This is a genomic window from Paenibacillus sp. FSL K6-2862, assembly GCF_038005125.1.
Classification (GTDB): domain Bacteria; phylum Bacillota; class Bacilli; order Paenibacillales; family Paenibacillaceae; genus Paenibacillus; species Paenibacillus illinoisensis_A.
In genome coordinates this window covers 3,359,080-3,375,270 of sequence record NZ_JBBOSN010000001.1, presented here as the reverse complement: position 1 = coordinate 3,375,270, position 16,191 = coordinate 3,359,080, and the positions used below count along the sequence as shown (strand labels likewise).

The 16,191-nt window shown below is 45.0% G+C and carries 10 protein-coding genes; 1 reads left to right on the top strand and 9 read right to left on the bottom strand.

All coding sequences use genetic code 11. The features are described 5' to 3' along the window. The first annotated feature begins 234 nt into the window (after nucleotides 1–234). A complete protein-coding gene (locus MHB82_RS15305; protein ID WP_341175156.1) occupies nucleotides 235–378 on the top strand; it encodes a hypothetical protein in 144 nt (47 codons plus the stop codon). Between the two features lie 527 nt (nucleotides 379–905). Here the strand turns inward: MHB82_RS15305 and MHB82_RS15300 are convergent. The 9 genes from MHB82_RS15300 to MHB82_RS15260 all read right to left on the bottom strand — a co-directional run bounded on the left by MHB82_RS15300 (nucleotide 906) and on the right by MHB82_RS15260 (nucleotide 16,038). Beyond that, complete coding sequence (locus MHB82_RS15300; RefSeq protein WP_341175155.1) at nucleotides 906–3,473, bottom strand: glycosyl hydrolase family 28-related protein; 2,568 nt, start codon at nucleotides 3,471–3,473, stop codon at nucleotides 906–908. Between the two features lie 195 nt (nucleotides 3,474–3,668). Then, entirely contained in the window at nucleotides 3,669–5,318 is a 1,650-nt protein-coding gene (locus MHB82_RS15295) for an extracellular solute-binding protein (RefSeq protein WP_341175154.1), read from the bottom strand. Between the two features lie 23 nt (nucleotides 5,319–5,341). Next, entirely contained in the window at nucleotides 5,342–7,669 is a 2,328-nt protein-coding gene (locus MHB82_RS15290; RefSeq protein WP_341175153.1) for a helix-turn-helix domain-containing protein, read from the bottom strand. A gap of 248 nt (nucleotides 7,670–7,917) precedes the next feature. Continuing rightward, nucleotides 7,918–8,976, bottom strand: coding sequence for a glycoside hydrolase family 88 protein (locus MHB82_RS15285; RefSeq protein ID WP_445671259.1), 1,059 nt, complete (start codon nucleotides 8,974–8,976; stop codon nucleotides 7,918–7,920). Nucleotides 8,977–9,076: 100 nt separating this feature from the next. After that, on the bottom strand, nucleotides 9,077–9,958 hold the full coding sequence (locus MHB82_RS15280) for a carbohydrate ABC transporter permease (RefSeq protein WP_341175151.1): 882 nt from the start codon (nucleotides 9,956–9,958) through the stop codon (nucleotides 9,077–9,079). A 10-nt stretch (nucleotides 9,959–9,968) separates the two neighbouring features. Then, nucleotides 9,969–10,892, bottom strand: a complete 924-nt coding sequence (locus MHB82_RS15275) for an ABC transporter permease (protein WP_095357956.1) — start codon at nucleotides 10,890–10,892, stop codon at nucleotides 9,969–9,971. Nucleotides 10,893–10,948: 56 nt separating this feature from the next. Next, the gene (locus MHB82_RS15270) at nucleotides 10,949–12,574 is read right to left on the bottom strand and encodes an extracellular solute-binding protein (RefSeq protein ID WP_341175150.1); all 1,626 of its coding nucleotides are present in this window, start codon (nucleotides 12,572–12,574) and stop codon (nucleotides 10,949–10,951) included. 320 nt (nucleotides 12,575–12,894) lie between these two features. Further along, nucleotides 12,895–13,293 carry an RDD family protein gene (locus MHB82_RS15265; RefSeq protein ID WP_095357958.1) on the bottom strand — a complete coding sequence of 133 codons (399 nt, stop codon included), beginning with the start codon at nucleotides 13,291–13,293 and terminating at the stop codon, nucleotides 12,895–12,897. Nucleotides 13,294–13,533: 240 nt separating this feature from the next. Continuing rightward, nucleotides 13,534–16,038, bottom strand: coding sequence for a WG repeat-containing protein (locus MHB82_RS15260; RefSeq protein WP_341175149.1), 2,505 nt, complete (start codon nucleotides 16,036–16,038; stop codon nucleotides 13,534–13,536). Nucleotides 16,039–16,191: the final 153 nt, after the last annotated feature.

Below are 16,191 nucleotides of genomic sequence, written 5' to 3'. Positions count from 1 at the left end.
CATGTTGATTACAATATTTATCTGCTTCATTAAACTAACGGGCAGGATAGTTACATTAAAAGGAAATTAAATACCGAATATCTATTACAACAGGAGAGTGCTTTTAAGGGTTCAACTAGTGAAAAGAGCTTGTGGTTTCTAAAAAAAAGCTCTGTTATTTCCTTATTTTGATTTTAGTCTCTTGTATAATAAATTCAGTATTAATGTAGCGATAAAGAAAAGAGGGATCTTGATATGAAGAACGGGCAATTAGAGAAACTGAATCTATACGACATTTCAAAGGGGGTATCGGAATATAAAAACTGGGTCGTTAGTGAAGTGAATGACCATGCACTCCGTATAGCTGTTATTAACGGTGAATTTAAGATAATCAGTTAAGCTAACGGGAAACGTTAGTTCAATAAATTAAGCGAGGCAGTTGGTCACTAGCGATCGACTGTTTTTTGTTGAAGAACAATTTACAAATCAATCTAATAAAAAAAATTTTTTGTTTTGAACGGTACTCTTGTCCTTTACATATGTACAAAATACGAGTTTTGTGAAACAGTATCATAGTTTTAGTTTTAACATATGGATCAATGTGGCTTTTTTGATTTATAACCCCCGAGATCTTTTCAATTTCATATGGATAAATATGTGATCTGTATACGAATCACATTAACATCTCTAATATCACTTCTTCACATTTCAGCTATCCAATCTATCCAAATATAATATGCACCCATTTTAGTTTTAAAATAAGCACATATTATATTTGATACTATAAATCTGAATCGAATTCTTTTAATCTGATCCTACGTCATTTTTAATTCTCGTGTACCCAAAATTCAATAATGCTGTTTCAGGTATTGGATTCGTTTCCTTGCCCGACATATCGAATGAATTTGGCCTGAACTGGTTCAAATTCAAAATTTCTCATAAGCAGCCTGTTTTTGACTTGCCACATTACTTAATACTTTTTGGTAATTAATACCATCAACTGATATCTCCAAGTCAAAATAATTGGATCGCGTATGTCCATTATAGAATTGTATGCTTACCTGCCCTACTTGAGTCTGTTGCTCAAGCTCCAACTGCAGGTATTGTCCCTTTCCATCTGCGGACCATCTGGAGTCCGGATCACGGTCGATCGTATGAATCGGCAGATTGCCATCATCTGCACTTGCCGTAACCTTGGTTACGACAGCGAAAGGTCCCTCCGGTTCGGCCACAGGCTCTTTAACTTCAAATTTCTCCCGTGCCTCGACCGTTACGCCATTAAAGACGCAGCTCACGATGATGTCGACTTTTCCCGCTTTTACCGCATGGAATGTAGTTCCTTCTGTATATCCGATTGTATCATCACTTGATGTGTACGTCACAGGAACATTCAATTCTGCAATGTTTACGATCTCACCATTATCTAAAGTTAGAAACGAGGATAATTCTCCGCTTTCGCCTGCACTGATCGCATTCCCTGCGACTCTCCAGCCGGGTACTGTTTTATTAGGACTGATGGAGATGTTCTCTGGAAGTACGGGTGTATCAGCTACCTTAAACTTCACTCGCACTTTCTGGGTGTGATCCCGATAAGATACAGTAATCTCTCCAGTTCCATTAGTTCCTTGCGGTTGCTTAATTTTAACCTTTGCATCCTTGGCATAAGCTTTTGCAGAAATGATCGGCGTTTCGGTAGTGCCATAAGGCAAAGTATGATCGTAATCCGTTCTTAAGAACTGCATACCCCCTATAGGTTCGCCATTAACCAACAGGGATTGAAGCCCCAGATGAATATCTTTGATTCGTTTCTTGCTCTGATCCTGATATAAACTTTGCGGGGACAAACGATCGCCCTCCCCAATACCTTCTGCCATATCAAATGGCTGCGTATTCGCATCCGGTATGGTACCCACAATGTTGACGTTCACGCCGCTGTCCTTTCCTTTTGTTCCAATGACATATCCATTCCCGAATTGTTCTGATTCTACAATAACGCCGGATTTACTAGGGTGTGCTGCCTGACCGGTCGTATTCCAGAACACACTTTCCGTGGTTACTACCCCATGACGATTCGTTTCGGATGATCCATAATCCCGTGTAATGGCAGAGATCCCGTCCCCGTTAACGACCAGGTTGTCGATCAGGTTCGCCATGCTCAAATACATATGAAAATCAGTCAATAATGAAGGCTTCTCAGAATACGAACTTTGCAGGACATTCCCGTTCGCAGAGAAGTTGGCATATGTGAAGCTATGTCTAGCTCCGATTGCCTTACTATTCTTAATGAGATTATCATTGCCAATAAATTGATATAAATAACCGTTCCCATTCGCTCCACGATACTGCGGATACTGCATGGTTACATGATCCACAGTGACGTTCTTCGTACGGTCCAGAATAATCCCTTTGGATAATAGATGATAATTCGCATTGCCAGTTGGCTTATAGGTGTTAATATTTCGAATCCAGCTGTTGGCCACTGCAATCACATTGACCGCTTTGGCATTATCGGCTTCATACCCAGCAGTGCCAACGACTTTGAAGTCATCTTCACCAAGCCCCGACTTCGCATTTTGAATGTTTGCAATCGAGAAATCTTCCAAACCTACTTCGACAATCGGATCTGCGGTCTGACTAATCGTAATATCATCGCGCAGCTTCATGGGATAACGCGTCGGAATGTCTAACGTAATCGTTTTGTTCTCTGAATCTACGCCCACGATTTGGCGATAGAATAATGGTTCTACTTTACCAAGACGTGACGACCACTTGTTTTGCATGCCAAGTTCACGTAAGAAACCTGGCGTCGTTTCGAATGAAATGACCAGGTAATCATTCACTGCAAACCCACTTGTATCTTCAACGGGTAGCAGGACGGTTGGATCAGTAACAGACTTGCGAAGTTTCGTAGAGATTCCGGTTTTCTTCCAATCTCCGTTGCCGATCCGGATAATATCCTTGTTTTTCATATTTTGCTGTGCATTATAGATATGAGTCTTGTTCATCCCGTCACCTTTCAGGACCACACGACTTGCAGGAATGTTTAGTGAATAATCCTTGCCGTCCCGAGGGTTAACCTGATATGTACCCTTGGGAAGATACACGACACCCCCACCTAACGCAACAGCATCATCAATTGCCTTTTGAATAGCCTGCGTTGCATCTCGATTCCCTGAAGGATCGGCAAAATAAGGTGATTTGGTAACGTCAATACTGTTGTTTTTAGCCGTTTTAGGTAGTTCTGTTTCCCCACGCCGATAACCGGCATACGAAAAGTCATGCAGAAACCTTCCCTGTTCGTCTTTAAATCCCGGATACCAATCGTTTGGATAGAGTCTGCTTCTGCCATCCATACCCAGAGATAGATTCTCACTAATACGATCAATAGACGGCTGAGAGTCACCCTCCGACGCTCGAACCTCATGGACTCCAGGTACAGACAATCCAACAGTCAACGTAAATGCCAACAATAATAAAGGCCACTTTCTACGCATTCTTTCGTTCTCCTCCTTTTGGATTTCAGAGTATGTGAGCGGTTTCAATAAACCCTGTAGTCACCTCCGATCCTGCTTAAGCAAGAGTCATGTGCATGCCAACTCAGCATGTCATAACCGATTGTAGAGCACGAGGGAACGAAATTACATTAACAAAAACGACACTTCAATACCCATTTTATACAATATAAGGATTTATTCAGAAGATACAGCGCGATTATATCGCTCTAACGCCTGCTGCTGAATCTCAATCGCACGATCAATCTGCAATGACTTAATTTGCTCGACATACGTATCAAAAGCATCCACCGGCTCCATGCCAAAAATGATTTTAAGCGACATCTCGTCTACCACTTTGTTCACTTCCTGCATGATGACTGACATCTCCGTGCTTTCTTTCTCGGTTTTGGGAAGGGTCGGTACCTGATGCAGAACAGCATCTGTACTGGACCATAACTGCACCGCCTCTTTCTGTTCCGGTAAAATATAGTATTGTTCCATATATCGCGTATCCTGGACAAATGGACCGAAATAACTCGCTCTCGTGTACATCGCAAGCGCTTGTGCCGGCGACCACTTATCAGGGTTTTTCAAAATAGTCTCGGTATACGTCGGATACCCGTCCTTCATCTCAAAACTGACACCTTCAATACCAAAGTTGAACAGCAAATGCCCCTCAGGCCCATATCCGTAATCGAGCATCCGCGCTGCTTCTTCCACATGACGGCTCTTGCTGGATATGGCGACTCCACTGGAACCGATAGCGGGAGCAAGTTGACCAAATTTCGGGCGATCTCCTTTGTTCATAACAGGATATGGCGCTGGCACAAGCTTTGCATGGGGAACCGTCTCCTGCAAGATGGGGAGCCATGTACCAATTCCCGCCCCTGCATTCCAGATACTCGCGCCGCTGCGTCCTGTGGTCATGTTTGTATCCTGAGTCTCCGAATCGACGGCAGCTAGATTCTTGTCAATGAGTCCCTCCGCATACCATTCACGAAATAAGGATAGGAACGCCTTATATTCAGGTTCTTGTGCCCCAAACTTAATTTGGCCATCTTCCACGTAGAACCCCTTTTTAATGCCAAAAGCGCCAATAAAACCGCCACCTTCAATACCGAACAACGGATTCGGAACACCTAGAAAAGTAAGCGGGGCGTCAGCTCCCTTTTTGTCCTTAAAAGCCTTAAGCATCGTATGCCATTCGTCAATCGTTGTTGGCACATCAAGTCCAAGTTCATCCAGCCAGTCCTTCCGGATAATCGGCCCTTGATAGGTTCGAAGCTTATCATCTCCCTGGATAAAAGGAAACGCGTAATAACTTCCGCTGGCTGTACGAATCTGCATATCAATGTCCGGATGCTCGGTCAGGTACTGCTTCAGATGAGGTGCGTACTGATCAATAACATCGTTTAATCTCAGAATATATCCATCTTTAATCGCTTTCTCGGGCCCGCCGGGATAATTGCTCCACTCGTATTCAATCATATCCGGCAGTTCTCCGGACGTAAGCAGCACATTAATCGCTTCTTTGGCCTGATTGGCGGGAGGCCGGATGAATTGAAGGTTGACTCCGGTTCTCCGCTGCCACTCCTGAAAAAAAGGAACTTCATTGAAGCTGGACTTAATGCTCGCTGCATTGCCATTCAATTCTGCCCAGTAGGTTAATTTCCCATCGTCATTGGGTGAAGCAATTGAGATGGTCTGGTAATCTGATGAGCCGGAACGTTCATCCAACTTGGCATCCGAATCTGTCCCGTTCTGATCGCAAGCAGTCAGCATGCCAAGCAATAGGATGAATCCTGTCAACTTTGTTATGAATGCCAACTTCCTATTTACGTTCATGTTCCGGTCTCCTTTCAAATCAATCAACTGATTTCTTTATATTTACCGGGAGTAATGCCTTCATATTTCTTGAATACCCGGATGAAAGTTGCTGCATCGTTATATCCGACCAATCGGGATATTTCGGTAATGGATTCCTGTTTATGCTCCATCATTTCTTTAGCCTGTCGGATACGACACTTATGAATACAGTCCAGCAGACCCTCACCAGTCTGATTCTTGAAGAGTTTGGACAAGTAACTGCCCTTAAGCTCAAAATGCTCACCAATTGCGTTGACGTTCAAATTCACGTCAGTATAGTTACTCTCAATATACTGTGTGACTTGGGTACTGAGATGACGCAGGGAATCCTCACGTTCTTGTGATACATTCGTTGCGCGCTTGTCAGCGGCATATGAACATACCTCCTCAAGCAAGTTCTGCAATGCCTCCTGCATCTCCTGGATGGTATCACCCGCAATAATGTCCTCAATCCGATGCGGGTATTGAGTTAACGTATGGTTATCCCTGTCCCCCAGATCATTGATAGCCTTGATCATTGTACCTACCAGGTTAAAAATCAGGCAACGTGCAAGTGTGAGTGACATAATCGGTTTATCAAAATTTCGCTCTGTAATCTCGTTCATATAAGCACTGGCTTGGTCGGTATCTCCCGCTTTGATGAAATTAAGAAGCTGCTGTTCCACCTGAAGCGGATAGTAGTAGCCAAATGGGTCATCCGCCATCGCATCGCTGCGTACATCCCCATAGGTAATGATGCCTTTCTTGCCAAGCACCATTTTGTATTCCATCGCGTCTACTGCTTCCTGGTATGCTTCGGCGATGCCAATCCACGACATATGGCGTCCGCTGATGGAAATCGTCAGTTCCATATCATAGCGTTCCAGGAAATGCTGCGCTTCTGCCGCAATGTGATGAAGATCCTGGTTCCAATCCGAAGAATCCGCTTTCATATTTACAAGGCAGACCATCATATCATCGACTTCTGCCACATATCCAACGTGCTGACGCTCTGAAGCCAGTTCTTCAACCACATTTGAAATAATGAGATGGATTAACTTGTTTCGTTCGTTGATATCAATACCCGGCAGTTTTCCATAGAGATTCTCTTCATTCTCAATGACAAATAAGATAACAGCAAATTCACTTGAATAGAGCGGCATATGAAAGGAACGGAATGCATCTTCATAGGGCACGAGCGTATCCTGTTTACCTTTGAGAAGCCGATTAATCATATTGGAGCGCAGCACCTGCTGATGTTTCTGCAGCTGCTGAGCAATCTCATTCTTTTCTGATCGTGTGTTCATAATGACCTTCTGTATAAATCGAAGTTCGTTCCGATCAGCGGGTTCGTTCTGACTATTTTTATCTTTTAGTGATTCCACGAGCTGTTGAATTGGGGAGTAATTCCGGCGCATAAAGAACCAGGTCAGTACACCCGCACTAATGAGACTTACCACGATACTGATATACGTAAAATTGCGGACATATACTGCCTTTTCCCAATACAGGCTGCTGGGAATAATCAATGCGTATTTCAGATCGGATACCGCAGAGTCCATGTAGAACATCTCCGACTTGCCTACCTTCGCGTTATCCAACTGAACCTGATTGCCATTCATGAATGGCTTCAATTCCTCTGACCCGGGATGATTGCTCATCAGAATCTCGTTATTCTGATTCAGAATCAGCAGCGTGGCATCACTAAAACCGGAAATGCTCTCAATTGCTTCCTGGAATCTTCGCGTATCCGCCATGACGACAACCGTACCCGTCTCCTGACCATTCAAATCATCGGGCAGACGTGTAATGTACGCAATGGAAGACTCCGTCGGTGCTGCAGTCTGATGTGGCAGTATGACGAACTGATTCATCTCTGTACCCAGAATCTGATCCCGCCACGCTTCGAAAGACATTGCACCTGTATTATGTATGGTATGGAATGCCGTTCGCATATCCCGAATATTACCTGAACGAAGAATGGATTGATCTTTTTTCCACACGACGTAGAATTCATCGATGGATGCGTAGGATGTTTTATAGAGACGGAGTTCCTTTACCAGTTGGTAAGCCGTGTACGGCGCCTCTTTGGCTGGCTGATTGGAATACATCAGGGTTTGCAGATTCGGGCTCCACGTCATCTCCATGTTTAACCGCTTCATCAGATCAACTTGTGTATCGATCGTATATCGCATCTGCTTCAATAAAGAATCGTTGGCCCGATGTATTTCACTCTTCAGTGTCTCATTTGCTTGCATGTAAATAACCAAACTGATCAGAATCGGCACAATCAAAACAGCACTGTAAGAGAGAAGCCAGGTCACAATTATGCTTTCTCGTTTTTGCCACAAATATCGAATGTTTAGCAACAACTCATCACCCAACTCTTCGTAGATTATCGATGTTTGGATCAGGAATTTATTATAACGGCAAGAGCGAGATTGGGATATAGATAAAAAGTTCAATTCGATTGACAAAAAGGGTAGCCACCACCGATTTTTCCCGTCAAATCAAGCACAAATAGCCCGAATAGACTACTTTCGTCTATCGGGCATTCGGTATCAAAATGAGAATGTTTTTAATTGTTTTTAGAACATTTTTAGAAAATGCGATGCTTCCATCCGTTTAATTTGGCACTCGCTTCCATGTAGAAATAGTCACCGTAAATTAGCGAGACGTTAACGTTCTGACCTGCCGGTTTATGACCGGTTCCCTCCAGAAGCATACCTTCGTGCTTAGGAAGATCCCATGTTCCATAATGATCCCGCAGGGAACTCAGGATACGTTTGGCAACGGTCGCATAGAGTCTACCCTCTGGATCAGGAAGCACATCTGCAAGCTCAAGCAATCCGGAAGCAGCAATGGCACCCGCGGAGCTGTCCCGTGAAATCTCCTCTCCTTCTTCCGGCTCAGCACGGAAATCCCAATGCGGAACGCTATCCTCAGGCAGGCTGGAAATGAAGAAGTTCGCCACACGCTGTGCAGCATCCAAATATGACGGGTCCTCTGTATAACGATACGTATTCGTTAATCCATATAAAGCCCAAGCAGCTCCACGACTCCATGCCGAATCCGGCGCCGCTTCCTGACCCCCTATCGCTTCTGCCCGTTCACCTGTCTCGGGATCAAACCGAATGATATGATGCACAGAGCCATCTTCCCTGACAAAATGTTTCATGACCATATCTGTATGCGCTTTGGCGATATGGCTGAAACGTGGGTCTCCACTTTCCTCCGATGCCCAGAAAAGCAACGACAGATTCATCATGGTGTCGATGATCGACCAGCCCAGCATGTCTCCATTCCAGGCCCGAATGAAGCTGCCTTTGGTATTGAAGCGCCCAGCCAGGAAGTTGGCAGCAAATAAGGCACGTCTAGCCGCATCAGCATCTCCGGTGAGCTTGTATTTGATGACAGCCGTGGGCAGGAAATGAAAGCCCACATCGTGATCAAAGTAGTTATTTTCGAGAAACCGTTCCGATAGCCGCTCATCCCAATTCCATGCAGCCTCTTTATATTTCTCATCACCCGTCATATCGTACACAATCCATAACATGCCCGGCCAGAATCCCGAGGTCCACCAATCGATTCTCATGTCGTCATAGATGCCATTGGCTCCAGCAACATGCGGAGACTTTTTACCGATGGCTACAAGCATCTGGTCGGCTTTACTTTTAATCTGATCCCACACGTCCTTGTTCACTTCATTTAATACGTTCATGTTGTCATACCTCCTTACCGCTCTTCAATTCTCAGATTTAACCTTTCAATGAACCAACCATGACACCTTTTACGAAAAAGCGCTGCAAAAACGGATAGATGCACAGGATTGGTATCGTCGCTACCATAATCGTTGCATACTTGATGGTCTCCCCGATCTGGAAGCGATCCCCGGCCGATGCTCCGGCTGACATGCTCTCCGTGGAATTGGCAATTAGAATCTCACGCAGCACCAATTGCAGCGGGAACAGCTCTCGGCTCTTGATAAACACGGATGCATAGAACCACCCGTTCCACTTATCTACCGCGTAATACAGAATCATCACGGCAATGACGGGCATGGACAACGGAATAATAATACGGAACAAAATGGTAAAGTGATTCGCTCCATCAATCTTGGCCGATTCCTCCAGGCTATCCGGAATACCCATAAATGACGTTCGCATGATGATCAGGTTAAACGTGCTGATGGCAAAAGGCAGAATAGTCGACCACAGTGTGTCTAACAGGCCAACGCCTTTGACAACCAGATACAGCGGAATTAACCCCCCGCCAAAGAACATCGTGAACACGATAAAGAACATGAACACCTTGTTCCACATCACGTTTTTACGGGACAGCACATACGCTCCGAGCGCTGTCATGAACAGGTTAACGATGACGCCAAACACAAGAATAAACAACGTATTGCGGAATCCTGTGGCTATACCCGGATTGGCAAGCACGCTCTTGTAAGCTTCCAGACTAAAGCCCACTGGCTTCCACAGCAGACCTTTGTTTGCTAACAGCTGCGCCGAATCACTTAAGGACGCAAATAACACGTAGAGAAGCGGATACAATGTGACGATGACAAGCAGGATTACAAATGTATAATTGAAGATTGTGAAGATCCGGTCAAACCAACCGTTTTCCTTAATCAAAGTTCCCACCTCACCATAAGCTGTTTTGACTCACTCTGCGGCTGATATAGTTCGCCGAAATAAGAAGAACGAGATTGATCACCGAGTTAAATAGGCCGACTGCCGAGCTGTAACTCCATCCGAACTCCAGCAATCCCTTTCGATATACGAAGGAGGAGATGACGTCAGCTGTTTCATATGTTACCGGATTATAAAGGAGAATGATTTTCTCAAACCCAACATTCAGCATATTACCCATCCGGAGAATGAACATGATTGTAATAATAGGCAGCAACCCGGGCAGCGTAATGTGAAACATTTGCTTGAGACGGCTCGCTCCGTCGATCTTCGCCGCTTCATACTGCTCCAGGTCGATGCTCATCAACGCAGCGATATAGATAATGGATTCCCAACCGATTCGCTGCCATATTTCAGACAGGACATAGATTGGACGGAACAGCTCAGGCTTCTGCAGCATCGCCTGACCGTCATATCCGAGCATCATGATCAGACGGTTGATTAAACCATCCGCGTTCGTGAAGTCCGTAATGATACCGCATATGACGACAAGAGAGATGAAATAAGGCATATACGTTATCGTCTGAACGACCCGCTTGAACGTACGTTTGCGAACTTCATTGATGAGCAGCGCCAGAATAATCGGTGCGGGGAATTCAAAGACCAGCGTGTACAAACTGATAAGAAGGGTGTTCTTCAGAACACGCAGGAAATAATAACTGTTGAAAAACTCTTCAAAATGCTTCAGTCCAACCCAATCACTCCCCAAAATGCCCTTCATCGGAGAATAATCTTTAAAGGCAATCATTGCACCATACATCGGACCGTAATGAAATATTAAATAATATCCAATCACAGGAATCATCATGATGTATAAATACTTATTCATCATGAAGTCCCGCACGAACCGGCTTCTAAAGGATTGACGATTGCTCATGATGTACCTTTTCACCTCTTTTCAATCGGGAGGGCCAGAGCCCTCCCCTTTTACAATTACCGTTTGTTGTAGCGTTCGAGTGCTGCGGTTTGGATTTCAATCGCCCGATCCAGATGCAACGATTTCATTTTCGCGACATAGCTCTCGAATTGATCCACCGGCTCGTTGCCCAGAATGATCTTGATGGTCATCTCATCGACGAGCGTGTTGATATCATTCATGATGGTCGCGTATTCGGAGCTCTCTTCAGGTGTAGGTGTGATTGAAGGCAGATTATATTTTGCGGCCTGTGTATTCTTCCAGATATCAATCGCATCGCGCTGGGTCTGCAAAGCAAAGAACTGCTCGGCATAACGTTTATCTTGAACGAATGGACCGTTATAGCTGCTGCGGGCATATAGTGAAATCGCTTGTGCAGGAGCGAGTTTATCCGGATTCTTCAGCAGCAAGTCCGTGAATTTCGGATAATCGCCTTCCATGTTATAGCTGACACCCTCTTCACCGAAGTTGAAGAAGAGGTGCCCTTCCTCACTGTAGCCGTAATCCAGCATGCGAACGGCAAGTTCCGGATCCTTGGCTGCCGTCGTGATGGCAACCGTACCTTCTGAGGCATAGCCCTGATTAAGCTGGCCGAATTTAGGAATATCACCTTTGTTAAGCACCGGATATGGTGCAGCGACCAGGACGGCATCCGGATCATTGGCCTCTACAAGCGGCTGCCATTTGCCTATCCCTCCGCCTGCGTTACCTACACTTGCGCCAGTAGCACCCGAAGCGAGGTTACCGTCAACGGATTTGGTATCCGCTGTCGAGATGTTTTTATCAATCAAACCTTCTTTGTACCATTCCTGGAATAACGCCAAGTATTCTTTGAAACCATCTTCCGCCGGACCAAATTTGACCTGTCCGTCTTCCTGGTAGAATCCGCGGTTTACACCGAAGGCGCCAAGGAAAGCACCATTACCGGAATCGTTAAAGAATCGTGGCTTACTTACAACAGAGAATGGAGCGGCAGCGCCTTTTTTATCTTTAAAAGCTCTCAGGGTTGTTGTCCACTCATCAATCGTTTCCGGTACTGGCAGTCCCAGCTCATCCAGCCAATCCTTACGAATGATGGGTCCCTGGAAGACACGCAGATACTCATCTCCCCGAATGAACGGGAATACATAGTAGCTGCCACTGTCCGTTTTCACCATCTTGTCGATGTCCGGATTGTCCTGCAGGTATTTCTTCAGATTCGGAGCATATTGGTCAATCAGATCGTTCAGCTTGAGAATGTAACCATCATTAATGGCTTTCTCTGGTCCACCGGGGAAATCTCCGATGAAATTGTACTCCAGCATGTCCGGCAAATCCCCGGATGCCAGCATCACGTTAAAGGATTCTCTGACCTGACCTGTCGGTGGTGCGGTGAATTTGAGTGGCACGCCGGTTTTTTCCTGCCATTTTTGAAAGAATGGAATTTCACTGTGCGAATTTTTGACCCCGATCAAGTTTCCGTTAATTTCACCCCAGTACGTAAGCGTCTTATCCGTTTGAATCGGATAGGTGGTTGCTTCCGTTGATCCACTTGGTGTCCCTTTAGCGGTATCGCCCGCTGTACTGGCTCCGGACGAACACCCCAGGATCGTTGTACCTAATAACAGAATCATCAAACTCGTAGATAACACTTTTCTTTTCATGGAACTTATCCTCCACCTTTTGGGAATGTCTGTGCTCTATCTCAGAGTAAGGGAGAGCGCATTGCAGAGATATTCGCAAAAGATGAAATGACATGTTGATTTCGTCCGCAAGCAACTGATCATTTAGCCAAAATGATAGACGAATTCACTAAATAATCATCTGGAATGTTTTAAATTTGCCGTGTTGGCGCGGGTTTATGACCGTTCTACTGACAACACAAAAAAACAGACCACGAACAAGGTTCATAATCTGTAACGTGAGTGAATATGAAGAGATTTGAATACATCGTAAATGTTGGCCAGGGCATGCCTTCTCATGTTTAGTCCCAGACGACTTCGGTACCTGCGATAAAATCATGTAATGCACGTTTGTCTTCACGTACAGCAACCATGATGACACTTACAATAAAACCAATGCCAAAAGTTATTCCATATACAAGTCCTGCTACAATTACTCGCATCAGCATGGTTCTAATTCCCGGGGGCTCCTGTGTATCGTATTTTCGAATTCGAATTCCACAGATGCATTTTCCAATCGTTCTTCCGTTCCAGAATGCCGGCAATAAAATGGAATATAATGCACTTAATATTTGCGCTATAGGTTCATCGCTGTCAAAGTTACCTGTAATGAGCCCTGCGATAACCATCAAAGGCAGCCCAATAATAATACCATCAAAAATACTTGCACCGAGCCTTATCCAAAAGCCAGCTTTATACAAGATGTTTCCTCCAAACTGGTTAAATTGAAAAAACTCCTTTACCAAGACATTAATTTAATTTAATTTGTTTGCGTAAATCTTCAGATAGCATAAATAAACTTTCCATTTAATCATCAAGGCTCTTATATTCTTCGTCTTCGATCATGGTGTCAAACCATGTTGCACACTTTCCAAATCATCAAATAAAAAAGAAGCCATAATTAGCCTATGGCCTCACATATATACGCTATGAATTTAAAATTACATATGGAACGCTTTCCAAAACGAACCCTCGGTATTAATAATGTCTCTGATCTGGACAAAAGGAATGGTAAATGTCGGGAATCCGGCTGCGTACGGAGCGATCTCGTATGGATTGAAATACAGATGCAGCGCGTCTGCCGTCACGAAAAATGGCTGGTTCGGGCTAATTCCTTCATAAGTATCCGGAAATACATAAGAATACTGAGGATCATTTTTGATCTGATCTCCTACAATCTGGCTTAATACTTTTACGTAGTCGCTATTCGGCTTAAACAAATCCTTTAACTCATACAGCTGCCCGCTGCTGAGATTAATAATGGCATAGATCATTGTAGGCATACCGTGTGCAGCCCCAAAGGGATAGTTATATCCCGTAAGCTGCAGCTGAAGCAGCTGTTGCTGATAAAAAGTAATATCAAAATCCCCTGTGTAGCTGTAATCCAGCTTTTGGTCTGGAGGAATCGGTTTAACTTGAGACAAGTTCCTCAATTTCAAATTAAGTGCCAGTTGTGCGGCCTGGTCGGTTAATCCCTCCACCTGCGGATAATAAACCAGATAATCGATATTGGGTTTATACTTCTCTTCACGAACACGGTAAGGTGGCTGAAGGGGAACGATCGTATTTTGCCGCCAGATGATCTGTCCGGCTCGATTGACATACAAAAGACGCTGATCAACGTTTGCTTTGATCAAATCCGGTGCTACGACTTCCAGTGTACCGGAACCTTCTACTCGGGGATATCCTGGTGCTGGGCGTCCACTCAGGTCAAGCAGAACAGTCTGTCTTCCATCCGATGCAGACGCGAGCCCCCCTTTGTAGTCGCCTACGTCCCTGTAAATGAACTCTGTAAGTCTCCTGCCATTAACATCTGCAATCGCATACAATGAGCCAATGAAAGGCTGCTCCGGATCAATGGCCTGCCCCAGCGCAAAACGCTGCTCCCCTAAATCTCGGATATCATTGTAACCCGGTTGAATGACAAAAGCTCCTTGCTTGTTAATGACACCATAAATCGATTTGTAGTCCTCTGCTGTATTCACAATCGCATGCCCACCATTGAAAGGAAGTGCTGTAGTAAATTTAGGTTCAATTCGGACCTGACCTCGTTCATCGATATATCCGTATTTTCCGGGTGTCTCCTTCTGGAAAGCAAGTAAACCGTCTCCTAGCGGTCCTACATACGCGTAAGGGTATGTCGCCAGTCGGTTTCCATTACGATCTATGAGTGCGAACTCGTTGTCTTTGATCTGAACAACGGCTTTTCCGTTGCTGAAATCGTAGGCTGATACGAATTGTGCTCGGATCACCTCATTGCCAGCAGCGTCCAGGTAGCCGTAACGACTGACATCTCCACCTGCTTGACCTCCGGAAGTATCATAGAAAAGCGCCCGCCCATCCTTCATATTCGCGATAAAGGGATAAGCCCGTTTCGTAAGCACATGACCTTGTTCATCGATCATTTTAAAGCCTTGGGCGTCAATCACAATCGCCCGTTCTTCTTCGAATGAATTAATGGAATCATATACAGGCTGAACAACATACTGGCCATTCAGATTAATCACACCAGCCTTGCCATCCTTCACAACTACAGCCAGGCCATTCGGCTGAAAATCACGAGCATCATCAAGTACGGGCTCCAGCCGGATCCGACCCTGTGCATCCATATAGCCCCACCGGGTTCCCTGGATTGTTCTTACTGAAATGGGGAATAACCAGGTGGTTTCACGTACATGACTACCTCCCATACTTTGTTTGATCTGCTTCTCCAATTCAAGCAGCGCTTCCCGCGATGGGTAAGGCTCGTTGAAACTTAGCGCTTTTTGAACTGAAATCAGGGCAGCCGGTAATAACCCGGCGCGATACTGGGCATCGGCAAGATAATACCAGTAAAAGGTGTAGTCCGGATAATGCTGAGTTAATTGTTCGTAGTACTGCACAACCTTAGGAAAGTAATACATGTATACGTCTGTGGCAGGTACCCATTTCCCATTTTGCCATCTAATAATATCAACCCGATAAGCCTCCCCGGTATCATGCGTCCAAAGCGCAATCTCCACTTTCCCATCTCTTCCATGCTGACCGGGCATATCAATAATCTCGGCATGACTGAAATATAGATCAGCTGGGGCTACATCCGTTAACCCTGCTTCTGTCCACTCATATACAGCAAGTTTGGACCAGATGGAACCGAGCTGCCAGCCAACAATTAGATTGCTTCTTGCCGTAGATGTTACAGGGGCAGCTGTCAGCAAGGTTGCGTTGTACCCCAATCCTTTGGTGACCGACATCTTCGTCCATTGTCCTTGCACAAATTTCAAAATCAACAAGGTTAATTCTCCATCCAGTTTATAAACCGCAGCGATCTCCGGCATCCCGTCTCCGGTGAGATCTGCCGCATAGATGGCTGGATGTTCGACAGGTTTAAGTATAGTGACGACATTAGCGCCGGCCGGAAGTTGTTGTTTTACGATTTGAGTTAACAGTGGCTCGCTCATCGACATGTCTGTTTCCTCCCTTATGACCGCATTCGCCTAATGGTATGCATCATAAACCGGGATATGACATCTAAGCGAATATTACTACTGAATCGTGAGCAGCAAGGTGTATAGTATGCAGAGTTGAGTAGATTCGGTAAAGTAAACCAAATAACACTC